Here is a 25415-nt window from a genome sequence, read left to right as displayed (position 1 = left end):
GCTTTGGACGCTGCGCGTGTCACTCGTTTCGTGGATGGGATCTGGCGGGACTCGATCGTCGACCGGCTGATCGAGTACATCCGGATTCCGAATAAGTCCCCGCTGTTCGACCGCGACTGGGAAGCGCACGGCTACATGGACGAGGCCGTGAATTTGGCCGCGTCGTGGTGCCGCGAGCACCTCCCGTCCGACGCGACGCTGGAGATCGTCCGCTTGCCGGGGCGGACGCCCGTGCTCTTCCTCGACATTCCCGGCACCGCCCCCGATTCCGTCCTGCTGTATGGCCACCTCGACAAACAGCCGGAAATGACTGGATGGCGCGATGGCCTGGGCCCCTGGCTGCCGGTCATCGAGGGTGACCGTCTGTACGGACGCGGGGGCGCCGACGACGGGTATGCCGTGTTCGCCTCGGTTGCGGCGATCCTAGCCCTGCGGGAACAGTCCGCGGCCTACCCGCATTGCGTCGTGCTGATCGAATGCTGCGAAGAGAGCGGCAGTTTCGACCTGCCGGATTACGTCGAGCACCTGTGCGACCGCATCGGTCGGCCGTCGCTGGTGATCTGCCTCGATTCCGGCTGCGGCAACTACGAGCAGCTGTGGCTGACGACTTCGCTGCGCGGCCTGATCGGCGGGGAATTGTCAGTGCAGATCCTGACCGAGGGGGTGCATTCGGGCGATGCCGGCGGCATCGTGCCATCGAGTTTCCGCATCGCGCGGCAACTGCTGTCGCGACTCGAAGACGAGACCACCGGCACGGTTGCCCGAAGCGAGTTTCACGCGGACATTCCGGTTCAGCGCGTTACCCAGGCCCAGCAGGCGGCGGAAGTGCTCGGTGAGCAGGTCTATGCGAAGTTTCCGTTCGCGTCAGGCGTACGGCCGGCCGGAACGAGTCTGGTCGAATTGATCCTGAACCGGACCTGGCGGCCGGCACTGGAAGTCACCGGAGCCGACGGCCTTCCGCCTCTCGAACAGGCGGGCAACGTGCTGCGCCCGCGGACGGCGCTGAAACTGGCGCTGCGTTTGCCGCCAATCGTGCGGGCCGCAGCGGCGTCAGAAGCGCTCAAGGAACTGCTCGAATGCGATCCCCCTGCGGGCGCCGCGGTACGTTTCAGCCCGGAGCAGGCGGCGGATGGCTGGAACGCCCCGGCGCTGACCGAGCGTCTGGCGCGCTCGGTGGACGCTGCGTCACAGCAGTTTTTCGGCAAACCGGCGCTCTACATGGGGGAGGGCGGGACGATCCCGTTCATGGGGATGCTGGGAACGCGTTTCCCGGACGCGCAGTTCCTGATCACCGGGGTGCTGGGACCGCAGTCGAATGCGCACGGCCCGAACGAGTTCCTGCATCTGCCGACGGCCCGACGCGTGACGGCCTGCGTCGCTCAGGTCCTGCACGACCACGTCGCGGCCTGAAGGCAACCCCTACTGTTGCTCAGCGCCGCCGTCTGCGCGCGGCCAGGGCCGGCAGTTCGATCTCCTTCCAGGCACCCGGCTCCAGTCCTTCCAGCGTCCACTCTCCGATGGCATAGCGAATCAGGCGCAGCGTCGGGTAACCCACGGCGGCCGTCATCCGTCGCACCTGGCGGTTGCGCCCTTCGCGCACGGTTAGGCGGAGCCACGACGTGGGAATCGTGGCCCGGTAACGGATAGGCGGCTCGCGCGGCCAGAGCGGTTCCGGAGGCGGTATGGCCGCTGCCCTGGCGGGACGTGTCGGTCCGTCGGACAGCATGACCCCATGAGCCAACGCGGCGAGGGCGGCCTGGTCGGGAATGCCCTCGACCTGCGCCCAGTAGATCTTCGGTAACTTGAAGCGCGGATCGGCGATCTGCGCCTGCCATCCACCGTCATCGGTCAGCAATAACAGGCCTTCGCTGTCATAATCCAGCCTCCCGGCGGGATAGACGCCGTCGAGCGGAATGAAATCGGCCAGTGTCGGGCGCTGGCGCTCGCGATCGGTGAATTGCGATAGCACACCGAAGGGCTTGTTGAACAGGATCAGCTGCGCCATGACTCAGGTGGCGAAATCGACCAATAGCAAACGGAGACGAGGCGCCATGCGCTCGAAGTGTACATGAATGGCAGAGACAGACCGAAGCGGCGCGGCGCGCCGCCCGCGCCCACGGGCTCCGACCGTGTCCGGCGCGGGGAGCGGCCGGTGCCGCGAAACCCACGGCCGGACAGCCTGACGCCGGAGTTCCACGACGTCGACAAGATCTGCGGCTTGTCGGCGGTTGCCGCGGTGTTCCGGCGCGATTTCGGGCGTATGCTGCGGCTGTACTAACGTCGCGGCAAGGGCGGTAATTCTGTTGTCATCGATCGCGGCCGCCTCGCGCGTCCGCGCGTCTGATCCGGCTGAATGAAGAACTGGACGGCAACCTCTCCGCTGGGGCGTTTGGCGACAAACCAGGCGGGCACCTGCTGACCAAGGACGAGGCTAAGGGACGCAAGCGCCTAAGCGCAAAGCGCCCCCCTTGAGCCGATTGGTGGGCAGCATCTAGAAGCCAGTGGGCACGAGAGAGTCCTGCTGACTCTCCCCCCGCTATCTGCCGCGTGGCAGGACCGTCAGTTTGTACTCGACGTCCTGCAGCAGACCCAACTTCGAACTCGCCACTTTCCATTTGATGGAATGCCGGCCAGGTGACAGCGGCGCGACGTATCCATACCAACCGAAATCGCAGTTGGCGGAGGCAACCCAATCAGGAAATTCAGTTTCTGAAAAACCGAGGTATGCGAGCAGATTGGTTTCTGTGTCTGTCGGCTCGGGCATCTGTACCGAGAAAATCGGTGATTGCTCAAACGCTTTTTGGCTGTAATTCAACGGCTTCCCGTCTAGAAGAGCCTCAATTTTTACTTTACCCAAGGCCTTCACTCCACTTTGGGTAAATGCATAACAGACCTCAGACGTCAGGGGTGGATCGGTTGCGAAGTTGATGTAAACATTATTGTAGAGCGGAAAAAAGAGTCCCTTCCCCATGGGCAACGAGCAGGAACGATTCACTTTCTGGCTATCGAATATTTTCCCGGCCAGGAACCACACTTGCCCGTGTTGGCCAATCGAACAGTCGACGCTGCCCTGATCAAAACCCGGGTGGGAGTCCGGCAGAACGACTGGCGTTTCGAGTGCCCAAGACCACCAAGATGCCGCCAACTGCCCATAAGGGTTTCCATGCGTGTCCCCTCGTGGTGGTGGATCTGCCGAGACCGTGCACAACGGCAGGAGCAGTAAACCCAGAAAAAGATACACTGCCGTCGCTTGATATCTCTCATGCAGGTTCTTGTTCATGACATTCACCTCACATTTACAAAGATCAGTTGTTGATGGCGCCTGCTCTCATTAACTGTGCTCACTCGCAGCGTGTTCAGAAAACGAATCCCTAAAAGAGACGGTGCTGGTCCAACACTCATATCACGAATGCCCTGTGGCGCTCCGCATGCCTGGGGCGAATAACACAAGCTTGCCAGCACGGCCGACGGTGAACTCTGCATCCGAAAGGGCACGAGGTCGCCGCGCACAGCGCGCGTAGGCGGGTAGCCTACCCACAGCTCAGCAGCTTCATGATTCCCACTGACGTTTCACCTGACGAGAGGGGTTACCGTAAAGATGTGCGGGACGGGCGGAATGTGCGGAAGGTAACGCTTCGACACGTACGCCAACCCGCCGGGAGATGTGGAAGCGCGACCCCAGCCAACAGATTTTCCGCCCTTGCTGTAGGCATAGGCGGCCGCGGAGGAATGGCCCTTGCCGATGGCGACTGACGTTACCGATATGCCTCCCCCCGCACTGATGTGATCAAGCTGGGCATCGTTCAGCGGGAGTCCAGCGCCGGCGCGCCCTACACACAGCAGGCATGCAACTCCCAAAGTGACATCACGTAAAGCTTTCATCTTGTTGCTCCAAAATCCCCGATAAGGTCATTACTGGACCGGATACGGCCGCTCTCGCGAGCGAGACGGCCCCCAGCGGGAAGACCTCCCATGGCTGGCGGCAGCCTTCGGCTCGCCCATACCCCACGGTTCCGTCGAGCTTGACCTGGTTACTCGACACGAGATCCGAGGGGCGCCCGATGGCACTCGGCGAACCCTGCCTGACAACTGCGCCAGCGGAAGGAGTCCTTGCCCCGCATTCAGATTGCCCGACAGTCGAGCGGCTGTTGTCCCAACCGTTCGCCCCCGAGCGCTCCACCATCAGTCTACGGGCTGTGCAGCGGCGCACAATTGACCCTTCGGACCAATAACCTATGCCCTTGGGTCTGCAAGCGTCCGCGCCGCGGTGCGAGGACGGGGCCCTTGAGAAGATCGGTGTGGATGAGAGAAGGAGAGTCCGTCGGGAGGCGAGGGCCGTCCGAGCCGAGAAAAGTCAAGACGCCGGCAACACCCAAGTCGTAAATGGTGAGGTCCGAGCCATCTCGCGGCGAGGGGTGAGCCGTGAGGCTTACGGGATGCGTGGCTCAGGCCGCATCCCGTAACGCGACGGCGTCTGACTCAGTAGGGGTAGGCTTTCGCGACAGCTTCGGCCCCGGCGCTTGCCCCCCCCAGGCATTGGAGGGAAACTGCGGCGTTGTCGATCGACGCCAGGACGCCATCCCCCGATTTGGCTGCCCGGTAATGCGCCACCAGGTCCAGCACCACGCGCGACTTTGCGATCGCCGTGGCGAGAGCGCTTGAGGCAGCCGCGGCGAATCCGTCCGTATAGGACCAGCCATGTTCTGCTGCCGCTATGGACAGCACTTCACTCACTGCAGCGCCCGAAGCGCTGCTGAATGACTCGGCGCGGAAAGTCAGCTGACTCCTGAACTCGTCAATGGCTCTCCCATTCACAAAGACCAGGTTGTTCACATTGGTACTGGTCCCACTACCGGCCTGGCCGACAGCCCTGGACCCGCCTCGCGAAAACGAACGGGCAGAGCCAAATTGCCGGCTCCACCGAAACATGCTGGGCTGCCATGCCACGCTGACACTCTGCGCGTACGCTTCGCTGTCGGCACTCGCCACCGTCAGGGTCGCATTGTTGATGTCTGATCCGAGATCGACTCGCGTCACCGCCCCAAAAGGCCCTGCGCGGGATATTTTGAACGTCGTGTTCCAACGGAGCCCGATCACTCCCTTCGCAAGAGCCTCGGCCCACCAGGCTTCGGCACTGGCATACCCAAAGGATTCGTACCAGTTGTCCGGCACAGCGCCGGCAGAGGCCTGAGCGAGTGCAGCGGCTGCCGCGCTCGAATAGCATGAGAGCGACAGGACCGAGCCGTGCGTGAGTGTTTGCGTCTTGCTTGTGGGGCCTATGGCCCCTTCAGTGCAAAATGAAATCGTCGCGAGTGCCGCAATCACTACCGATTTTTTACCAATGGACATAGTGCTTCACCTTCGTGTTTTTTTCTTTAGGTTAAACCAGACAAAGTTTGGATTCTGTCGCAGAACGCCTGACGGACCGCTACTAATAACCAAGCAAAAGACCTGTCCAATATACCGCGGTTATGGACTTTTCCTTGGTCAATGCCTTTCCGCATCATTAGGAACTACCGACATGCGAGCTCGGATATGCCGGCGCCCGTCAATGCCAATCCGAGTTTAGCAGAGGAAAAATTTAAAAGTCATTACCTGTTGGTGTAAACGAATCTAGCCCTTAGGGGTAAAATTCCTATCAAGGCGCCTACCACGAATAGCTATTTCCCTGCCGCAAGGCAGCCATCTGGAAGATCAATTCACGGATCCTCGTGCCGATCCCTCGCCGACACGCGGTGCCCGTTATCAGGTTTTATAGCCGGGTGAAGCTCGTGTCGCGTGAACAGATTAACGTCGACGGATAGTCAGCCAGTCTAACGGCTTCCGTCGCAAGTATTCTTTAATGGCAGGTAAGGACTCGGCGTCACTGGTCGGGCCACTGATCCAATCATTTGCATTGTGTACCGCGTCGGGTTGTGAATCGCCTTGTATATGAATCGTTGGGTGATACCGCCAAATAGTACTAGCGGTCGCCCGCGAAAATTCCTATCCTGTTCGCCGACCAATTCGAAAATCCCCCGGGTTCGCAATTGGTCAACTTATGAAGACATATTTTGCAGAGCAAATATGTTTTCCTTTCGCAAATTAAGTTGGAGTATAGCCATGAAAGCAATTTCATTGATCGCAGGTGCAGTTCTGATGTCGGGTGCCGGTCTTGCTAGCGCTGGTGAGGCGCTAACGGCCGCACAGATGGACGGTGTGACGGGTGGTGGCTGCTCGTATTGTGGGATTTCACTGAACCTGAACAAGAACATCACCGGAACGATCAAGGAGACATCGCTTGTCACGAGCGCAGCTTTGATTCTGGGTAATACCGCGGTTGCTGCCGGAAGCGCAGACGCCTACGGCAATAACACCTTTACGGAAGTGCAGACCGCGACTTTGACGACGGATTACAGCTCGAGCTCTGCCGGTGCCTCGGTTTCCGCTACTGGCTACTAAGTTGAGCGATCTTCAGAAATAGGCGCCTCAGCCTGCGAGGCCCCGGCAGTCGCCGGGGCCTCTTTTTCTTTCGCTTACGCTCTGCCATCCCTTGGCTTTGGAACCATCAATGGCGTGGTATTCATCTGCGGGCCCGTGCGAGTTTCCTGATGGTAAGGCGTCCCTTGGGTGGCGCTGTCTGCGACCGACCAAGGCTCACTGGTCGAGGGACACGGCGCTTGTGGTGGCTTTGGTTATCTGCGTTGCGTCGGGTGGTTCCTCCGCTCATGCAGCGGTGACTTCGTTGCTCGAAATGCGCCGGGACAAGGTGATCGTCCAGAAATGGGACATCAGTTGTGGTGCGGCCGCGCTCGGCACGCTGTTGAACTACCAGCACGGGGATCCGGTGTCGGAGCGAGAGATTGCCAAGGGGCTGTTCAGACGCGAGGAGTACGTCAAGAACCCGCGGCTGGTCCAGATCCGGCAAGGCTTTTCCTTGTTGGATTTGAAGCGGTATGTCGACCAGCGCGGCTACGTCGGTACCGGCTATGGCAAGCTGCACCTGGATGAACTGGTTCAGCGCGCGCCGATCATGGTTGCGCTCAATCTCCACGGATACAACCATTTCGTCGTGTTTCGCGGCATCATGGGCGATCGGGTTTTGCTGGCGGATCCGGCGTGGGGCAATCGCACCATGCGGATAGAGCGGTTCGAGGCGGCCTGGATCGACTACCCGGAACTCGGCAAAGTCGGGTTTGTGGTGGACCGGCGGGACGGTTCGTCCCCTCCCAACCAACTGGCGCCCAAACCGAAAGAGTTCCTGAACCTACGCTAGAGAGCGGACAGGCTTCGGGACCGTTTCGCGCGGCTGTGAAGCGCACAACTTCCCTTCGGCGGCTCGCCCGTATGACTCCTGTTCATCAATAGACGCCCGAAAGAAATGGGATGTCGAAGCGCCAGGTGTAGGCGAGCGCGACGCTATAGTCCGGTGCGGCATTCGTCAGTCCAATTCCAGCCGTGAGGTTGACGAATTGCGCCGAACCGACGATCGACGAGATCCCGAAGTTCATCGTTCCCAGCGTCTGGTCCGTTCCGCGGATGTCGCTGCCGCGAGTCTTGACGTTGCCGACGAATGACTGGTCCAGGACCATGCTGAAGGCGGTTTCCGGGCTGACTGCGAGGAAGGCTCCCAGCGCGAATCCCAACTGGTCGCCAGGGGTCACACCGTTTTTCGTAAAGCTGCCCTCGTAGGAAGCGGTCCCGACGAACACCAGCGGATCCTGACGCTTCGTAAACGTCAGCGACCCACTCAGTTCGTGGAATCCGCTCCCTATCAGGATGTCGCTGCCGGTACCGCCGCCGTTGTCGCTGTCCCAGGTCAGGCGCGCGATCACGTCCGGCCACCATTTTTTTTCGGTCAGCAGGCTCGTGGCCAAGCCCACGCGCACGTCGCCGAAATCCGAGTTGTCGGTTCTCTGTACCGCCAGTATGTTTCCGCCCGAACTGACGATGCGCTTTCGATCGACCGACTGCCATGGCACGCCGAGTTCGAGTTGCGAGTCAAATGGCAGGCCGAACCGCATGAAAAGACTGGGCGCGATGATGTCGCTGGTGCTATCGCTGGAGGCCACCAAGGCCTGACCGCCCGTTCTCGACGACGAAAACACCACCGGCTGACTTAGCTCATTGCGCACGTAGGCGAAATTGGGCTGGAGTTCCCCTTTACCGAATGGGAGCAACAGCGCTCCGCTGATCACCAAGGTCCGTTCGAGCGCACGCTCTGCCGCATCTTCGTCGACATCGAATTGCCCCGGCCCGGGTGGCTTCGACGCGGCCTTGGGTGATTGCTGAGTGGGGGTACCAGCGGGTCGTGTTTCTGCGACTCCGTTTGGCGCAGTCCCCTGCGCGACGGCCGGCTGCGAAGGGGGTTGAGTCACAGGCTCTTTCGAAGCCGAGGCGTCTGAAGCGGAGAGTGGCTTGCGGCTGCCCACCTGCCGCTCGAGTTCCTGCACGCGATCGAACAACTCACCGATCAGCGCGTCGCGCTTCTGGATGCTGCGAAGCAGTTCCTCGACGGTCGGGGCTCGTTGCGATGCCCCTCCCTCCGCGCTCGTCTGAGCGAGGAGGCACAGTGGCAAGGTGACCAGGGCCATCTGCGATGCACCAACGCGGGTGCCCTTTCGACGGTGCGGCGCTCCCATGGCACACGCCCGGATCACACTTCACCGCCGGTGAGTTGATCCGCCAGGAACACGGCATGCGTGCGATTGGTCGCGCCCAGCTTACGCATGATTTGCCGGACATGCACCTTTACCGTGCCTTCCTGGGTGCCCAGTTCTCGGCCGATTACCTTGTTGGAATACCCTTTGCGAAGAAGCCGAAAGACCTCCGCTTGTTTTGGTGTGAGCTTCAGCGATGACACGCCTGACATCCTGATCGACGGTTCCTCCCGGAGGCGCGGCACGACATGATCATTGACTGGCAAGAGAATTGACTCAGGGATGAAGGTTCCGCCGCTGAGAATAAGGCGCAGAATTCGGACAACGACGTCCGGGCATATCGAGTTGTTCAGGTACCCTTTGATCCCACATTGGAAAGCATCGAACACGACACGCGGACTTTCGCAATCGGCAAGCACGACCACGGCGGTGGCCGGGAAATTTTCCTGCAGGCTCCAGATCTCGCTGCGTAGATCTCCGTTGTCAATGTTTGGATCGTCCAGGCTGAGAAGGATTAGATCGAGGGCAGGTTTCCCTTCTCGTGCTTCAAACAGCGTTTCGCGAAGCGCTTCGGAGGTCGGGAACAAAAGAATTCTCACATCATCGACGGCTTCGCCGGCCCTGTGAGCGCCATGATTCATTTTCTCGGACAATAGCTTTCCGAGCGAGTTTCGTGTCAGTGACCGCCGCTCAACGACGGCCACAGTCTGCGGCCTACATTCCGTGAGCAACTCGCCCGACCTGATTGTATCGGAACTTAAATTATAACCCTGATACCTCGCGTCAGCTAATCGACTCGTCAAGACCTCATCGTTTGAGCTGCCATGCAGCCCAGACCATTTTTGCATTCCCTTTTCCCCCCAAGAAAGACTGAGTCTGCAATAATCGGATCACTGTTGGAACACGCGTCTCCTATCAATTCGACTTTTCGAATCCGGGTTACCCTGAGTTGACCTTGCCTGCCGATCCGATCCCGTCCGTAACGTTCTTCGGTGCTGCATAAAGGACAACTTAGAAAACTCGCTCTGTCTCGTTTACTGTCAACTGGCTCACAGCGCTATCAATACATGACCAGATGCTTGAAAAGCTCAATAGTGCGACGCCTTTTCAAGGATCAATAGGGAGTGAAGCGCGGGATTGAAAGGGAACATCCATGATTCTGGCGGGCAGAACGCTTGTGATCTTGGCTTCCCATGCATTAGTAAATGTATCCGTCCCTTTCTGGAGTGCGCATTTCATGACACGTTCTGGTCCGTAGGCTACCGGAACGCAAACGCTCCAACAACCGGTGAAACTACCTACGTCATTTGGGCTTAAAGCGGCGTGAAGACGGTCGCCATGGCTGTGCCAAGTTACATCTCGTTGACTAACTAAAGTACCGACTATCCGTCTTATTTCTGCTCCCCAGCGATTATCGAGCACCTTTTTCGATTCCCCGTTTTCAGGAAGGGCTGCCGGGGGTAAGCCTTTCAGTCATCGACCATCGACCATCGCCGACGTCGAGCGCGCCCTGACGTGCTATCTGATCGTGGCCTGGCGGATCGTCCGCCTGATGTGTTAGGCCGGACTTGTCCCGATCTGGGGGTGCCCTCATGTTTGAACGCGAAGAATGGGAAGCCGCCTCCATTCAGAGCAAAAAGAACCCGCCCCGTGAAGTGCCGCGGTTCAACGCGGTTATTGGCCTGAGCATACAACTCGGTGGATTTCCCGCTCGCAAGGGGGACGGCGAAAGCGGCGTCAAGACGAGACGGCAGGCTTATCGCGGGTCATGGATTCGCCCTCGGCCTACACTTCGCGCGGCACCTTCAGACTGAAGGACTTGGTAAGGGCATGGGTCAACAGCAGACCCTGGAAGCGCCTTGTGACGACGGGGCGAATCGGAATGATCGGGGTTCGGTTGTAGTGCGAGAACCCATCGCTTCGATCAGGCTGAGGGCGGCGAGTCAAGCGCGGCGAGGGCGGCCTGATCGGGAATGCCCTCGACCTGCGCCCAGTAAGTCTTCGGTAACTTGAAGCGCGGATCGGCGATCTGCGCCTGCCATCCACCGTCATCGGTCAGCAACAACAGGCCTTCGCTGTCATAATCCAGCCTACTGGCGGGATAGACCCCGCTCAGCGATATGAAACCGGCCAGTGTCGGCCGCTGCGCCTCATGGTCATGGTCGGTGAACTGCGACAGCAAGCCGAAGGGCTTGTTGAACAGGATCAACGGCGCCATGGATCAGGCGGGAGAAGATTTAACGGATATCGGAGACGATGCCCTATGCCTTGGAAATGTAAATGAACGGCAGAGACAGACCGAAGCGGCGCGGCGCGCCGCCCGCGCCCACGGGCTCCGACCGTGTCCGGCGCGGGGAACGGCCGGTGCCGCGAAACCCACGGCCGGACAGCCGGACGCCGGAGTTCCACGACGTCGACAAGATCTGCGGCTTGTCGGCCGTTGCCGCGGTGTTCCGGCGCGATCCCGGGCGCGTGCTGCGGCTGTACTACAGCGACCGGATGAAGGGCTCGGCCGGTGGCTTTTGCGCGACGCTCGCGGCGCAGCGCCGCCCTTACCGGATGGTTCCGGAGCCCGAACTGGAGCGCGTTGCCGGGACCGTGTTGCACGGCGGCATCGTCGCCGCCGCCACGCCGCGGCTCGTGCTGCCGTTGAATCCCGACGACCTCGCCCGTTGGTCAGCGGCCGGGGAGGCGCTGGTGATCCTGGACGGGATCGGCAATCCGCACAATCTCGGCGCGATCGCCCGGACGCTGGCCTTTTTCGGTTTGCCACGGATGGTGCTTTCGGACCATTCGGCCCAGGCCGGGCTCTCGGACGCAGCCTATCGCGTTGCCGAGGGCGGTCTGGAGTACCTCGAACTCTACTCGGCGTCCCGTCTGCCGGAATTGCTGAAGTCCATGCGCCCCTTGTACCGCGTCGTCGCGACGGCCGCCGAGCACGGCGCCGACGTCGGGATGCTCTCATCGCCCGGGAAGCCCATCTGCCTGCTGCTCGGCAATGAGGAGCACGGTCTGCTGAAGGCCACGCTGCGCGCCTGCGAGCACACCGTAACCATCGCCGGGGCAGGGCAGGTACAGTCGCTGAACGTGTCGGCAACCGCGGCCATCCTGGTGGCTGCGATCGCGGCGGGCAAGGGGCGACGGTAGCCGGTCTCCCGCTCGCCATGTCCCCCCATCTTCGTCCGGGGCGGAAAACCTGGATTTCCGTTTACGCGGGAATGACGGTTGAGCGTCGGCCGATCGAGCACTCGCAGCGTGGATTCACGCGCAGCGCACCCTCGGCCAGACCGATGAGCGGGAATCCAGTCTCGCCGGTCATGCGTGCAGCTAGTCCCAAGGCTGTTGGCGTTAGCGGGGAAGAGGGAATCCCGCGGCCTCGTCGTGGCTCCAACCCACTATCATTTCGGCAATTCCTGTCATTCCCGCGGAACCTGTCCCCGGCCGGACCGCTGAGCGGGAATCCACCACGCGACCGCGAGCATGCCCCCCTCGAAGGGGCGACAAGGCCTATTTCCTTGGTTGCCTTGAACGCCACGCAATGAGATCGGTATGATGCCCCATCGCTTCTGTAATGAATTCGAAGGGCGGTCCTGTCCACTTGGCCCGAAAGGCAACTTCATCGGAGCACCCACGCGACGTCGGTGACCACCCCAACGGGTACGACGGCTCAAGCTTGAGTTTCATCGACACCTCTCGCGTTTATTTCTCCAGTTTCTATCTTCACGGCTTCAGCGAACTTGCTGATACAGGCAAGATCCGGTTGCGCGTGATCAACCGCATCCCCACGCCACTGAGGGCCGCGGTCCAGAACCCGGAATGGCAACATCTTCTCTTCGCGATGTGCCTGTTCGAGTACCGACAGGGGGCGCGCACGCGCTACTTCTGCATCGACGCCCATGACGGGAATCGCCTCGACAGGGCGGCTCCGAACGGCGGCTATCACTGGCCGCTGCTGCAAGCCGTGGATGCGTACTTCAAGGTGAACCTCAATGCCGGCGTCATCGCCGAGACGCCCGAGCTTGCTGCCCATCGCGGAAAGATCTGGAGCGTGCCGCAGTTCTTTCCGGTGAAACCGCCGATGATTGCCGCTCTGGCGCGACGCATCCTGCTGCCCACGACCTGGTTTGGTTTCCGGCCTGGGATGGCACACGACCAGGCCTACGGCGGGCACCGCGCGGACGCCCTTAGAAGGTTTCGCGACTTCGCGAACTTCCCCGCGATCGACGCCATGCTGAAGCGTCGGACCGATCAGAAAGACATCGACATCTTCTTCGTCACGAGCTTCTACGCCAAGCCTCGGCATCGCGCGATGATGGAGCGCCGCTATCAGATCATGCAACGGATCGGACGCTGCAACGACCTGAACTGCGTCGTCGGCTTCACCAGCACGGAGTCGGTACCGGAGCCATTCAGCGATGCGCTGAGTCCACGTCTGACGCTTGAGCAATACATCGCGACGGTCGCACGCGCCCGGGTCACCGTCTACACGCAGGGCATGGAACGCTGTATCTCGTCCAAGTTCGCCATCGCGATGGCGCTGGGCAGCGCGCTCGTCGGTGAACCCTTGGGCAACGACGCTTCGCTGTTGGAGCCTCACGCCTCCCTGTCGGAACTGCTGAGCACCGAAGAGCCCGATGCCATTGCCCAGCGCGCCATCGCGCTGGCCCGTGACCCGGCGCACGCCCGCGAAATCGGCGCCGCGAATGCACGCATCTTCGATGCCGAACTGTCACCCCGCGCGTCGGCGGCGCGCATGCTCGGCCTGGTCAGCCGGCTCTGAGTCCGCGTGAGATCTCGCTCGCAGGCGCATGACGCGACAGATACCTGAAACATTCCATCGACACGGCACAGCCCGATAACCCGAGGGGTAATCCGACATGATTGAAGAGGCGAAGAAAGACTCACAGTCCGCCACGCCGGCTTGGGACCTCAAGCCGCCGAAGCTGGAAGGCGTTCAATTCAAGGAGTGCAAGAACATCATCACGGCGAATTCGATCGTCAAGGAGGTCTACCGCCGCGACTGGGCACTGCACGACCGCGACATCAAACACATGATCACGGTGACCGCGTGGCCGGATGCCGTGTTGGCATGGCATCAACACCTGATCCAGACCGATCACGTCGTCGCGATCGACGGCACCTTCACCGCCGTCCTTTTCGACGATCGGGAAGCCTCGCCGACCTATCGACAGCTCGAGGTGCTGCGCCTCAGCAATTTCCGGCCGGGCGTCCTGGTCATTCCGCCGGGCGTGTGGCACGGCTTCAAGAACATTACGGGGAAGGAAGCGACATTCCTCAACTACTTCGACCGGGAGTACCAGTACGACGACCCGGATGAATATCGCTTGCCGTGGGACACCGACAAAATCCCTTACCGGTTCTGAAGCCGGCAAACCGACCTTCGGTATCTGCATCCCGCCATATCGTCCAGACCATGAACACCAGTACAGCAGCCGGATTCGGCGACCGATTCGTACTCACCCTGATCACCGACGACCCGGCGCTCGCGCGGAGCGGCGTCATGGCCGGCATCGACCGTATCGGGCTGGATCTCGAGATCATCGGCAAGAACGAGCGGCAGGGTGGAATGGGAACCCGCATCTCGGCGCACGATATCGACCGGCTGCCGTTGATTCGCGAAACCATCGGCGATCATCCGCTGTTCGTTCGCGTGAATCCCATCCATGAGCAATCCCCGGAGGAGGTCGAACGCGTCATCGGGGGAGGCGCGACGCACGTCATGTTGCCTTACTTCCATCGACCCGACGAAGCGCGCCGTTTCGCCGACCTCGTCGCGGGCCGTGCGACGACCGTCTTGCTGGTGGAAACCGCCGCCGCACTGTATTTCATCGAGGAACTGGTGTGCCTACCCGGCATCGACGAAATTCACGTCGGACTGACCGATCTCAAGCTCTCGATGAAGATACGGTCGCGGTTCGAGACGCTGACCTCGTGGATGCTGGAGCGCGCCAGTGAGATCGTGCATGCCGTCGGGCTGCCGTTGCACGTGGGCGGGGTCGCCCGAATCGACGACGCCTCCTTGCCGATCCCGTCCGACTTGTTGAACGCGCAGTACCCTCGGCTCGGCGCAACGGGCGCACTGGTCTCGCGCTCCTTCACCTCGCCGGTCCCCACGGCCCAGGCATTGACCGAGTCCGTTCGCCGCTTTCGAGAATCGATGAACCACTGGGGCGCTGCCGGTCCTGAGGAATGGGAACTGCAGCGCCGGGCGCTCAAACAGTTCGTGGTGGACGCGGCGGCGGAGGGTCGCAGTCTTCCCTGAGACCGGTCGCCTGCCTTCCTCGCAACCCCAGTCCTTCCCGCGCTGGCGTCTTTCCCGTGAAAACGGGAATCCCAGCCCAACACCGCACCTCCGCCCCCGCGTTGTCGTCATTCTCGCGCACCCTCGTCATTCCCGCGCAAGCGGGAATCCAACAGCCCGCCGCGTGCACGCGCTCATCCTATTCCAGCCACATGTCCGCAATCATCGCGTTTGCTAGGGAACATTAGCTCCACCGATTCCGTGTACCTGTGCCCGAGGCTGCTACGGTAGAACAGTCCATTTTTCCCCCGGAAAATATTGATGTGGCAACATTCGAGACGGGGGTACGACTTAAGGATTAAGTCCGACAACGGGGTGTGGGCAGCGGTCGCCGGACATCGTGCGGCGCCGCTGTGCCTGCCGGATCAGCGCTAGCTGCCGTAGCCCGGTATGTCTCCCTCACTTAGTTCGCCGCGGCATGACCGCCGCGTTCGAATACGTTCACGACCGATCGCATCGCATGCGGGTTTTGAGGGATCGTCGGGCACGGTAGCACAGCGCAATTTCCACCCGCATAATGTCCGAACGGCGTAATACCCCGATCCGGAAACCCAGTCGGACGAAGTGCGTCGCAGTTTCCGGTCGCCGCCTTTCTATTCATTTCTGCTGATCAAGGAGCGATTGGCCATGAAACACTGGGAACGGATCTACGAGCTGCACAAGGTTCTGACAACCCGACGCACGCCGGTTTCCGAACGCATCCTCGAACAGCATCTCCAGTGTTCGCGCTCCACCGTGTTTCGGGTCATTGCCGACCTGCGCGACGGTTTCGGCGCCCCCATCGAGTACAGTCCCGAACACCATGGCTATTGCTACAACCGACAGTCGGATCGGCCGGGAGCTTGCGGGTTAACCCGTTTATTTATACGTCCGTATCCCGCATAAGGGCCTCGCAGGCCCTCTCGGTCGCCGAGGAAGGTTGGCTTCCAAACCACAGCGTCTTCTCCCTGACGAGATTTTCCGCGCGGCGACCTTGGTCGTTGGACCCCGTCTTGCAACCCCGTAAGTTCAAGGTATCGTAGGGGCTACAGTTGGGCCGGGAGGTAGCCGGGCATCACGACTGCGTGCTGAAGCGGGCTTTGTAGCCCCGAGGCCGGCGGATTCGGTGTTTTGCGATCGCATGTACGGACCGAGTCACGCAGTCGGCCGTGCCCGCGGAACTGGGCAATGAGTTCAGGTAACAGGCTATTTTCTCGGGGGCAGGCATGGCGGGATGGTTTTCCTCTTGGGCTTGTGTGCTGAGGGAGCGATATCCTCTTTTCATTTATCTGGCGCTGTTCACGGCTGCTTTCGCCACGGTGGTCGTTCGTTCCACCGGCGATGTACCCGCGCCGCGAATCACCCTTACGGCAGGCCTGGCAGGGACCACTCGCGCCGAGTTGGCGCAGGCGCTGGCGGACGACATTTCGTCCAGAGGCACGCTTACCCGCGTCGTTCCGAGCGCCGATACCACCGCCGCGCTGAAAGCCGTGAATTCGGGTGCCGTGGATCTGGCCATGGTGTCGGGGATATTTCGCAGCGGCGACTACCAACACGTGCTTGAAGTCACACCGCTATATGCCGAGGCCCTGCATCTGCTGGTCAAGCGAGAGATGGCGGAGGAAGTCACCCGGAGTCTGACGGCGCTCCGAGGGCATATCGTCAGCCTGGGTTCCGAGGGTTCCGAGACGCACGAATTGGCCAGCAACGTGCTGGGACTGTTGGGGATCTCGTCCGCCAGCCTGTTGAACTCCAATGGCATTCGCTCCCAGAGCCTGCGTCCTGCCGAGATTGATCGCTTCCTGACCCAGGGACGGCGGAATGACTTGCCGGACGCGGTATTCCACCTGGCCACGGTTCCTTCGAAAGTCGCGCTGAAGTTCATACGGCATGCCGATTATCGCCTCGTCCCGATTCCATTTTCCGAGGCATTTCGCTTGAGCTCGATCGTCTCGGACAACCCGCTCGATGACACCAACAGTCAGATCGAGCGGCTGTTCACGCAGGACGTGGTGATTCCGCCCTTCACCTATGAGATCGAACCGCCGGTGCCGGCCGGGCCCATGCATACGCTCGGCGCCCCGCTGCTGCTGGTCGCGAACGAATCGGTCTCGCCGGCGACCATCGAGCGCGTGATGGAAGCCGTATTCGATTCCCGCTTTGCCCGATTTCAACAGCCGCCGCTCGACCGCTCGTTACTGGCGCTGCCGTCGAGAATGACCCTGCATCCGGGTTCCGCCAGTTTCAGAGAACGGGAACATCCACTGCTGACCGCCGACGATGTCGACACCTTGAGCAACAGCCTCAGCGTTCTCGGCGCCCTTCTCGGGGCTGCGCTGTTTCTACGCGAAGCCTGCCGGCAGCGCGGGCACTCACGACGACATGGTTTGTTCACGAGCTATCTGGCGCGCATTGCCACCATAGAACGGCGACTGGCGACGCTCGAGTTGTCTTCCTCCCTCGATACGGAGAAGCTCAGTTCGCTGCAGCGCGAACTACTGGAGCTGAAAGGCGAGGCGCTGGAGCAATTCTCCAGCGGGGTGATCCCCAGTCAGTCCACGCTGGTCGACCTGCTCGGGCCGATCAACAACGCGCGGGATCACATCGCGCGTCTCCTGCTCTGCGTTCGGGAAGCGGCGCAAAGTGACTCCACTGCTGTACCGCGGCAAAAGGCCGATTCAGGCAACGCGAACGCACATAACGGAGAATGAGGCGGCCTCGTTCGTAATCGGAAGCCGTGCGAAAGACGTGAACGCCCGCTCCCCGGTTCCGGCCGGGGAGGTGTTTCGCCCGACCGACCGTGTCCGGTACAAAGGGCAGTGTGTGTGGAAATCCGCAACGCGATGCCTCCTCTCGCATTCACCGATGTGAGGCTCCGCCGCCCGTTTTCGATCCGGAAAACACCCCGGTCGGCGCAAAAAGACTCGACGGCCACACTCGGAGCTCCGACGCCGATATTCCGAGAGTCGCGGTCGGCACAAAAAGAGTCGACCGAGGATCTCGGAGCATCGACCGGCACACTCAGAGAGTCGACGCCGGTTCTCGGAGCCTCGCCCGGGATTCTCGGAGAACCGGCGCCGATACTTTTTGAGTCGAGCTCGACGCTCGGAAAATGGCCATCGGTTGACTGAATCCCGACGCCGATTAAAAAAGAATCAAGACCGACATTCTGAGCGGGGACGCCGGTGCTCCGAGAATCGAGCGCGGCTTTCGGAATGTGGCTACCGCGGTTCGGCACGGCGCCGCCGAATGGCAGAGCGCCCGCGCCCTGGTCCGGGAAGGCGCCGGGCGCTTGTCGAGCATCCAGCGGCGTGTCGGCCGCGAACAAAGCCACCGAATACCGGACCGTGGGCCCGTCCGTCGGCCTGCACCCTGCGCCAGCACTCTTGCAACTGCCCCCGAGGCGAAATGATGTCGTGGACTCCTTGGCGGCTGCTGACCAGGCTCCCTCCCGGTCGAAATGTGCGGCAAGGTTAGTGCGAACGTCTCACCCCACGACGTAGTACGCCGAGTCAGCAAATCTCACGTGCAAGCGTTGGAAGGGTGCGGTCAGGCGGTAGAGACGTGAGCCATCGATCGTTGTCCGGCCGGCGCTCAGCGTGACCGCGTTGGCGGTCCTGTCGACCTTTTTGAAGATGAACTGCTCGGTAGGTATGCTGTTTGACGGGTTCGGCAGGTACAGCGTGAAGGGCCCCTGAGAGGCATCCAGCAGGATCAACCCGCCATTGGTCGGGCCGCTGTTGTTGCCGCCGATCGTGGTTCCATTGGCGCTCGCATCGTATCGCTGCAGCCCGATCTGGTTCGCGCTGAAGATCATCTCCGAGCCGCACATGGCATAGCGGGTTCCATAGACCTCGATTTTCCCTCCACCCACGCTGCATAACGTCCGGGTCGCGGCAAGACTGCTGGCCTCACTCTGCAGGTAGGAATCGAATACCCGGATGCGCAGTTCCCTGGATTCATTGCGAACGCAATTGACGGAGATGCCAGGGTCCTTCGACATGTTCCGACAGATGGACCACACGCCGAATAAATGAATGCGCCCGGTTGCATTGGGGCGCGCCAAGCAGCCGATGACGCTCCCGGTGGGGTCTGCGATGTCGGGGTATCCGTAACCGGTTCCAAGCTTTCCGCCGAAGACAAAGATGCGACAGTAGTTGGCGCCGACAACGCCGATGTGATCGCCTCCGGTCTGGCCGGAAATCAGGTGGATGTTGCAGTCGTGGATATAGACATGCCCGCCGCCGGCGATCTCGATGCCGGTTCCCTCGGTGACGATGGCCACATTGCGGAATTCCCCAAGGTCCACGTAACCGAGTGAGCGGAAGCCGCTTGCGGTGCCCTCGACGGTCACATCGACCGAGTCGACGAGAAAACTGTTCAGAGTCCCGGTGCTTCCGAAAAGGGCGGCGGAGCCTCCCATGGAGCACCGATGTTGAATCGTGAGGTTGGATACGCTCGTGTAACTCGCGATACGGAAATTGAGGTCGTCGCTGGTGCGAAAGATCGTTGACTGGCGATTCGTTCCGGCAACGCTGATATAGGGCCGCAGCACCACGGGCCTGCGATTCTCGCTCAGGTCGTAGCACCCGGGATCGACGAGGATCAGGTACGGCCGGTCGCGCGAGGCATCGGAGATGGAGTCCAGCGCTGCCTGCACTGTCTGGTACGGGCGATCCGGTCCGCCGACGTGTCGGAGTTGAACCGCAAGCGGGGCCGCCTGCGCGAGATTGCTCGATGCGGACAAGCTCAGCGCCAAGCCGCCCGCGGCCAGGCTATTCAGAAATGCGCGTCGATTGGTGATTCCTGGTTTGTCGTTCATCGTCGTTCCCCCATTGTGTTTGGCATGCCGTTGCGCTGCCACTGAGGCGATGGCCCGACACGGCTGCCGATCGGGCCTCTCGTCCGTTCCTGCCCCTCAGGGCTGGACCTCGAAGGCCCCGATGTCCATGTGTGGGCCGCCGAGGCGAAGGAAGCCGGGACCTCGCTGGTCGTAGATGTCGGTGCGGCCGTAGATCACCTTCTCGAAATCGGGGTCACCAGCGTCCATGGCCACACTTCCCGGAAGCAGGGCATGCGTGAGCGTGGCGCCCCCATTGTCTTCGAGCGCACTGTCCAGGATCGCGGCCAGCGGTTGAGTGGGGACGATATCGCGCGTCCCGGGCGAGAAGCCGACCAGGCCGGCCCGGCCGCCATAACCAAAGAGATTAAAGTGGTTGACCGTGGCGTAACGCGAGCACAGCGCGCCCTGGCAAACCATCTCGGGGCCGGTGCCGTCAGCGCTATTGCCCGTTACCAGCGTGTTCGACAACACCGTCGGGCTGTTGGCGGTAAACAGGCCTCCGCCACTTTCGTTGGCGTGATTGAAGGCAATGGTGCTGCGCGTCAGCGTCGTGACGCCCTCTCCCCAGATCGAGACGCCTCCGCCCGTGGTGCCGGCGGTATTGCCACTGATGGTGGTATTCACGACCAGCGTGCCGTTGTGCGACATGGTGCCGGTGAGACCGCCGCCTCGGCCGTCCGAGCTATTCCGCGCGATCGTGCTTGAGCAGATGGTCAGCGAAGCGAACGCACCATTCTCGATCCCACCGCCCGAGGTTGTGGCGTGATTTCCCAGGATATTGCTGTCACTTATCGTACTGCGGCTATCCCATTCCTGACGTATCCCGCCGCCATAGTTGGCCCGGTTATCCCTGACGGTCGACTGCCTCAGCGTCAGGTTGCTGGCACCATTGTAGATTCCGCCGCCGTCATTCTTGTTGGCGAGGTTTTCGGAGATAACCGAATCGGTCACTTCGGCCGTGCCATGGTATTGAGCCAGTCCGCCGCCGGTACTTCCGGTATTGCGCGTAATCAGGCTGTTGATAACCCTGAGCTGGCCGTAGTGGTTATAGATGCCGCCGCCGCGGAAGTAGCATGCGTTATCGCACACGGTGCTGTTTTCCAGGTGGACGGTTCCTTGCGAAATCAGGATGCCGCAGCCCCCATTGCGGACGCCACTGGCGTTGTCCCAGGTTGGCTGTGCGCCGCCCTGCAGGGTGACATTCTTCAGGATCAGCTTGCCAGTCACGGTCGCCAGACGAAATGCCGGTGCGGAGCTGGCGCGGACGATGCGGCTGTTATTGCCTTCGATCGTGATCTCCGACGTCACGACCGGTAACCCAGTCGCTCCGTAGGATCGGTTATCGACAGCAGTGAGCGACTGGGTACTGTCGGACGGCAGCACGATCACATCAGGCCCGCTGCCGGGTGGGCAGTCGGCGTGTGTCCTGGCATCGCGGTTGGCGTTGATGATCGCCTCGACCAGCGAGCACAAGCCATCCGCCCGTGCGGCCGGTGCCGTGCCCGCGGCAATGGAGATCGATGCCGCCCAACCCTCGTTGCCACACAGTGCGAGCAGCAGGCCAAGACCGGCAAGGCCACCACTGACGCGTAACGGTTCACGCCGCCCCCTCGGGGGAGCGGGCGGGGAAGCCGAGACACGCCGTGAATCGGTCCCTGGAGACTCGTCTGCGGGTTCCCTCCCGCAGACGACCTCGCCCTTCCGGCCCGCTCCCACGACCCAGCAAAGGGGAGGTGAATGGTTACCACTGACGCCCGGTCGGAAGCGGCGCTTGCCCCACCGCGGTCGCGCCGTTGCCTCTTTCCGTCCTTCCCCGCGGGCGGCGGGCATTCCAGTGGAGGGGCCTAGCGACAGCGGCAACGGCGTGTGGTTCGCGTCTGGCCCGTAATCCGGCGGGGGATTAGATACCCTGCTTGTCCCAATGAGGTGGGGTTCTGATAGATCGGCATTCCACGCACTCGGTGTGCCCGGCAGGTCATGGTCGTGGGCGTTCATGGCATTGGCCTCCGATGAGGCAAGCCTTTCCCAGGCTTGATTATTGCCCAGCCGGCCCGGTGAGGTATCTCTCCGTTAGCAATCGTCCGATACCTGCTTGCTCATCCCGTCGCAACGCTTGCAGCGCGATGTATCTTGATCCAGAGCGATCGATTACCAATCATCTCTCGATCCGCGTCAGCCTCGCAGGGCAATCGCATAAGATGGCTTCGTGCGCACAGCGCACCCTAGAAAAGGTATCCCGTAGCGCCGTGCGCACGACATCGATCACCAGCAGCGACATCTCGTAGCGTGCGCCGTGCGCACGACATCACTCGTAGGCGTCATGCGATTGCCCTGCTCAGCCTCGCTGCGCGTTACGGCGAGCCAGGCCGGTTTCCTTTTGACAAGAGCCTTGGCTCTTGTCGGTTCTCTATAGAGGAAACATTAATGACATTTATGCGATATTTCTATTGGCGAGATTGCCCAATACGATAGGTATATCCCTCTCATTTCGTACAGCCCATCGGAAAGGATTCATCACCAGAAAACAGGTATGGCTCCGGTCCCAGGCACACGTTCGCGGTCGCTTGAAGGCTCGAAGAAGCGCTGGCGTAGGCAGGGCCTTCCGCGCTGCACAGCGGTGGTTCACACGGATCAGAGGCTGTAAACGTTCTGATCCGGTGAGGTGAGCGGAAACCGGTTCCAGGGCAATCGCGACGCTGGACCGCGAAACGGCCGCGCTATGGCCCGGAAAGCCCTCGTCCCCGCCGCATATCTCCCGCCGTGATCGACAAATCGACAGGGCAGGGGATTGAGCGGGTCGCGAGGGCGCTGCGGGAGTCGGGCTTTAGTCAGGTCCGCCAGGGATGGTCGGGGAGGGCAGAAACGCCGATGACTTCGACGCCAGCCTGGGCGACGAGATGGTCGTTTTCCACCGAACTGCCGCTGACACCCAGGCCCCCGATCAAGACGCCCTGTTCGGTGACGATCGGGACGCCGCCCGGGAAGGTGATGAGTCCGCCATTGGAATGTTCGATGCCGTACAGGGGCCCGCCGGGCTGCGACAGGCTGCCGATCTGTCCTGTCGTCATGCCGAAGAGGCAGGCGGTCTTGGCTTTCTTGACGGCGATGTCGACACTACCGACCCAGGCATCGTCCATACGGGCGAAAGCTTTCAGTTCGGCGCCTGAATCGACCACGGCGATGCACATTTGGGTATGCAATGCATTGGCCTTGCGAATCGCGGCCTCGATGGCCTGTTGTGCTTGTTCAAATGTCACGTGCATGGTGCGGTCCTCCGCGAGAGCTGGGAATTCGTCTCATCCGACGACCTGAGCGCGCCCGGAACGACACCGGGGGCAAACGCTCTGGTGCATCGTACACCCGCTGCGGCGAATCACACCGATGGTGCGGTATCCGCATGATCGGCATGGCGTTGCAAAGCAGTGCAAAAAAAGGGGGGGCGTTCTGGCGCGCATCGCACCGGAGGTCGCGCGCCGGGCAGGATTTGGCTTTCGTCGGGCCGGTGTCGCTGGCGAGGCCCAACATCGACAAAACGGCGAATGGGCAACCAGCGGCCCATCGGAGGGGCCGCTGGTGCAAGGGCGGTTAGACGCTGAACGTGTCGGCGAAGAGGTTGTTTGCCCAGGCAAGCATCATCTTGTAGTTGTCACCACTGGGCTGTTCCGCTTCCGCCAGCGAAGCATCGATGCGGACCATTTGTCGCGACACGGGGTCGTAGCGAAAGCCGACGGTCAGCCACGATGCGGTGGTGCTGCTGATCGGGCTATAGCAGGCAGAGTTGGTCACCGGGACTTCCTCGGCGGTGCGAGGTGGCAGGATGCCGAATTCCCGCACGATGGCATCGGCGCAGACCTTTGCTTCGCTGTTGGCGACATGTCCGGCCTTGGGCTGCTTGGAATCGTGGGCATCGCCGATGACGTGAATGTCCGGGTCGGCCAGGGAGGCGTAGGATTGTTGGTCGACGGGCACGAAGCGCTGGCCCACCGGGATCAGGTCAGCGGCGAAGGCGATGGCGCCGGCCTTGTGTTCCGGCAACACGTTCAAGACATTGCAGGTTTGGGTGCGAACCGAGCCGTCGCCGAGTCTAACGCGCGCCGTCTTGGTGCCGAACTGTCCGCCGGTGGTGCCCACTTCGAGCAGTGTCGCATTCGGCACATACTCCACGATGCTGCCGTAGGCGCCGGTGAAGGCCGTGCTGAACGTGTGCTGCTCGGCCTGGATCGCCGTGTATTTGTCCGCGGGGTTCGTTGGCGCATTGGCATCGAAGATCACCACGCGACCGCCACGCTTGACGCGCTTGAGGATATCGGCCACGACGCAGGCCCGCTCATACGGTCCCGGGGGGCAGCGGTAAGGGGCCTTCGGAATGCACAGCACAAAAACGCCGCTGCTGCTCGGCATGCGGTCGATCTGCGCCTTGAGGTTGCCCACCTGGGGTCCGGCTTGCCATGCATGCGGGATCGGGAGCTTGCCGCCTGCGATGCCCCGGTTGGCCGCCAGCATCGACGGTAGTGTGTTGAATGCAATGCCGGGGCTGAGAACGACCTTGTCATAGTCGAGCAAGGTTTCGGTACCGTTATCGTGTGTTACCCGCACGAGGCGCGCACCGCGGTCGATGGCAGCCGAACCGGCAACAAACCGGATGCCGAGCTTTGTTGCGGCGGTCTGCAGATTGAACGTCAGGCTTGCCAGGCTTTTCTGGCCGTTGAGCACCAGGTTGCTGAGAATCGGCGAGACGTAGGTCGATGCGAGGCTGACATGGGTCACTTCCACCTGAGCCTGTCCCCACAGTTTCAGGTATTTAGCGACCGTGGAACCCCCGAAGCCGCCACCGATGACGACCACCTTCCTCACTACCGGGGCGGCCTCAACCGCGCCGACACGGGTCAGTGTGGGCGCGATGCCGGCGGCCGTGGCTGCGGCACCAAGACCGGCGAACCGCAACAGATTTCTACGTTTGATATCCATGGGCGGTTCTCCTTAGCGAAGGGTGGCAAGGTAGTTGGCGATGGCACGCAGTTCCGCATCGGTATAGATCCTGGCCTGCGCGTGCATGATGTCGACGTCCGGCTTTTGCTGCATTTCGCGCATGTCGCCGTAGATGTCCGAGGCGGATTTGCCGGCGATGGTGTCGATTTCGCCTTTGCTGCGCCCGTTGGGACCGTGGCACTGATAACACTGCGAGGCGAGCAGTGCGCCATTGTCGGCGGCCGCATAGGGCGCCGCGAGAGCGAGCAGCGCCAAAGCGGCGCTGTATCTGTAGCCTGTCATGGGAGAACCTCCATTACTTGAGCTGAGACCAAGGCCGCGTTGGCGCAGCCCCGGGAATAAAGGCTAGTCCATATTTGCTTTGTGCTAGATCGATGTTTTGCTGGACCAGCGCTTGCGAACACCAAAACCCTCGCCGTCATGAGGTCGTACAGCTCAATCCTTTCACCACTTGAGTGCAGGGAAGCGTGCAGTACGACCGCGCCGAAGTGGCTTGAGCTGCAGTCAGCGGCCTGATGCATAAGACGGCCGGGTCATCGTTGCGATGACCATCCAGGAGCGTTACCGAGAACCGGACGCGGAAATAACCGTAGAGCTTACGAGGGTTTTGGCGGTCGGAGAGTAACTTACGATGGGGGTGTCG

23 protein-coding genes are annotated in these 25415 nt (G+C 61.4%); 11 read left to right on the top strand and 12 right to left on the bottom strand.

What is annotated here, in order from left to right:
• The first annotated feature begins 3 nt into the window (after window positions 1–3).
• A complete protein-coding gene (locus BWR02_RS07140) occupies window positions 4–1410 on the top strand; it encodes a M20 family metallopeptidase (RefSeq protein WP_139557059.1) in 1407 nt (468 codons plus the stop codon).
• 19 nt (window positions 1411–1429) lie between these two features.
• Here the strand turns inward: BWR02_RS07140 and BWR02_RS07135 are convergent, their stop codons facing one another.
• Window positions 1430–2005 (bottom strand): pseudouridine synthase, encoded by a 576-nt coding sequence (locus BWR02_RS07135; protein WP_139557058.1) that lies wholly within the window; start codon window positions 2003–2005, stop codon window positions 1430–1432.
• A gap of 147 nt (window positions 2006–2152) precedes the next feature.
• Here BWR02_RS07135 and BWR02_RS21435 point away from each other — a divergent pair, with 147 nt between their 5' ends.
• Window positions 2153–2278 (top strand): hypothetical protein, encoded by a 126-nt coding sequence (locus BWR02_RS21435; protein ID WP_268921400.1) that lies wholly within the window; start codon window positions 2153–2155, stop codon window positions 2276–2278.
• 258 nt (window positions 2279–2536) lie between these two features.
• Here BWR02_RS21435 and BWR02_RS07130 read toward each other — a convergent pair whose 3' ends face one another.
• The 3 genes from BWR02_RS07130 to BWR02_RS07120 all read right to left on the bottom strand — a co-directional run bounded on the left by BWR02_RS07130 (window position 2537) and on the right by BWR02_RS07120 (window position 5349).
• Entirely contained in the window at window positions 2537–3280 is a 744-nt protein-coding gene (locus BWR02_RS07130; protein ID WP_139557057.1) for a hypothetical protein, read from the bottom strand.
• 290 nt (window positions 3281–3570) lie between these two features.
• Window positions 3571–3882, bottom strand: coding sequence for a hypothetical protein (locus BWR02_RS07125; RefSeq protein WP_139557056.1), 312 nt, complete (start codon window positions 3880–3882; stop codon window positions 3571–3573).
• A 597-nt stretch (window positions 3883–4479) separates the two neighbouring features.
• On the bottom strand, window positions 4480–5349 hold the full coding sequence (locus tag BWR02_RS07120) for a hypothetical protein (protein WP_139557055.1): 870 nt from the start codon (window positions 5347–5349) through the stop codon (window positions 4480–4482).
• Between the two features lie 753 nt (window positions 5350–6102).
• Here BWR02_RS07120 and BWR02_RS07115 point away from each other — a divergent pair.
• Window positions 6103–6441 (top strand): hypothetical protein, encoded by a 339-nt coding sequence (locus tag BWR02_RS07115; RefSeq protein ID WP_139557054.1) that lies wholly within the window; start codon window positions 6103–6105, stop codon window positions 6439–6441.
• A gap of 274 nt (window positions 6442–6715) precedes the next feature.
• The gene (locus tag BWR02_RS07110) at window positions 6716–7255 is read left to right on the top strand and encodes a C39 family peptidase (protein ID WP_201276190.1); all 540 of its coding nucleotides are present in this window, start codon (window positions 6716–6718) and stop codon (window positions 7253–7255) included.
• Between the two features lie 85 nt (window positions 7256–7340).
• On the opposite strand, the gene BWR02_RS07105 is transcribed toward BWR02_RS07110, so the two are convergent.
• Window positions 7341–8573 carry a hypothetical protein gene (locus BWR02_RS07105; RefSeq protein ID WP_139557053.1) on the bottom strand — a complete coding sequence of 411 codons (1233 nt, stop codon included), beginning with the start codon at window positions 8571–8573 and terminating at the stop codon, window positions 7341–7343.
• A 62-nt stretch (window positions 8574–8635) separates the two neighbouring features.
• Window positions 8636–9292 (bottom strand): response regulator transcription factor, encoded by a 657-nt coding sequence (locus BWR02_RS07100; RefSeq protein ID WP_162560058.1) that lies wholly within the window; start codon window positions 9290–9292, stop codon window positions 8636–8638.
• A 939-nt stretch (window positions 9293–10231) separates the two neighbouring features.
• On the opposite strand from BWR02_RS07100, the gene BWR02_RS21630 reads away from it, so the two are divergent.
• The gene (locus BWR02_RS21630) at window positions 10232–10453 is read left to right on the top strand and encodes an IS4 family transposase (protein WP_139557051.1); all 222 of its coding nucleotides are present in this window, start codon (window positions 10232–10234) and stop codon (window positions 10451–10453) included.
• A gap of 110 nt (window positions 10454–10563) precedes the next feature.
• On the opposite strand, the gene BWR02_RS07090 is transcribed toward BWR02_RS21630, so the two are convergent.
• Window positions 10564–10857: a pseudouridine synthase gene (locus BWR02_RS07090; protein ID WP_139557050.1), complete on the bottom strand. Its 294-nt coding sequence runs from the start codon at window positions 10855–10857 to the stop codon at window positions 10564–10566.
• A 146-nt stretch (window positions 10858–11003) separates the two neighbouring features.
• On the opposite strand from BWR02_RS07090, the gene BWR02_RS07085 reads away from it, so the two are divergent.
• The 6 genes from BWR02_RS07085 (at window position 11004) to BWR02_RS07060 (ending at window position 17651) form a co-directional block, all read left to right on the top strand.
• The gene (locus BWR02_RS07085; protein ID WP_236102004.1) at window positions 11004–11786 is read left to right on the top strand and encodes a TrmH family RNA methyltransferase; all 783 of its coding nucleotides are present in this window, start codon (window positions 11004–11006) and stop codon (window positions 11784–11786) included.
• A 526-nt stretch (window positions 11787–12312) separates the two neighbouring features.
• On the top strand, window positions 12313–13419 hold the full coding sequence (locus BWR02_RS07080; RefSeq protein ID WP_139557048.1) for a glycosyltransferase family protein: 1107 nt from the start codon (window positions 12313–12315) through the stop codon (window positions 13417–13419).
• A gap of 97 nt (window positions 13420–13516) precedes the next feature.
• Window positions 13517–14023, top strand: coding sequence for a cupin domain-containing protein (locus BWR02_RS07075; protein ID WP_139557047.1), 507 nt, complete (start codon window positions 13517–13519; stop codon window positions 14021–14023).
• Between the two features lie 50 nt (window positions 14024–14073).
• Window positions 14074–14922 (top strand): aldolase/citrate lyase family protein, encoded by an 849-nt coding sequence (locus tag BWR02_RS07070; RefSeq protein ID WP_139557046.1) that lies wholly within the window; start codon window positions 14074–14076, stop codon window positions 14920–14922.
• 666 nt (window positions 14923–15588) lie between these two features.
• Window positions 15589–15846, top strand: a complete 258-nt coding sequence (locus tag BWR02_RS07065) for an HTH domain-containing protein (protein WP_139557045.1) — start codon at window positions 15589–15591, stop codon at window positions 15844–15846.
• 350 nt (window positions 15847–16196) lie between these two features.
• Window positions 16197–17651 (top strand): type 2 periplasmic-binding domain-containing protein, encoded by a 1455-nt coding sequence (locus tag BWR02_RS07060; protein ID WP_162560057.1) that lies wholly within the window; start codon window positions 16197–16199, stop codon window positions 17649–17651.
• A 776-nt stretch (window positions 17652–18427) separates the two neighbouring features.
• Here BWR02_RS07060 and BWR02_RS07055 read toward each other — a convergent pair.
• The 5 genes from BWR02_RS07055 to BWR02_RS07035 form a co-directional block, all read right to left on the bottom strand.
• On the bottom strand, window positions 18428–19762 hold the full coding sequence (locus BWR02_RS07055; RefSeq protein ID WP_139557043.1) for a hypothetical protein: 1335 nt from the start codon (window positions 19760–19762) through the stop codon (window positions 18428–18430).
• A gap of 96 nt (window positions 19763–19858) precedes the next feature.
• The gene (locus tag BWR02_RS07050) at window positions 19859–21256 is read right to left on the bottom strand and encodes a right-handed parallel beta-helix repeat-containing protein (protein WP_139557042.1); all 1398 of its coding nucleotides are present in this window, start codon (window positions 21254–21256) and stop codon (window positions 19859–19861) included.
• A 1355-nt stretch (window positions 21257–22611) separates the two neighbouring features.
• The gene (locus BWR02_RS07045) at window positions 22612–23046 is read right to left on the bottom strand and encodes a GlcG/HbpS family heme-binding protein (RefSeq protein WP_139557041.1); all 435 of its coding nucleotides are present in this window, start codon (window positions 23044–23046) and stop codon (window positions 22612–22614) included.
• A gap of 322 nt (window positions 23047–23368) precedes the next feature.
• Window positions 23369–24751 (bottom strand): NAD(P)/FAD-dependent oxidoreductase, encoded by a 1383-nt coding sequence (locus BWR02_RS07040; protein WP_139557040.1) that lies wholly within the window; start codon window positions 24749–24751, stop codon window positions 23369–23371.
• Between the two features lie 12 nt (window positions 24752–24763).
• On the bottom strand, window positions 24764–25054 hold the full coding sequence (locus BWR02_RS07035) for a c-type cytochrome (protein ID WP_139557039.1): 291 nt from the start codon (window positions 25052–25054) through the stop codon (window positions 24764–24766).
• Window positions 25055–25415 lie beyond the last annotated feature (361 nt).

Source organism: Methylotetracoccus oryzae, from assembly GCF_006175985.1.
Lineage (GTDB): Bacteria > Pseudomonadota > Gammaproteobacteria > Methylococcales > Methylococcaceae > Methylotetracoccus > Methylotetracoccus oryzae.
This window is presented reverse-complemented; position numbering and strand designations above follow the sequence as displayed.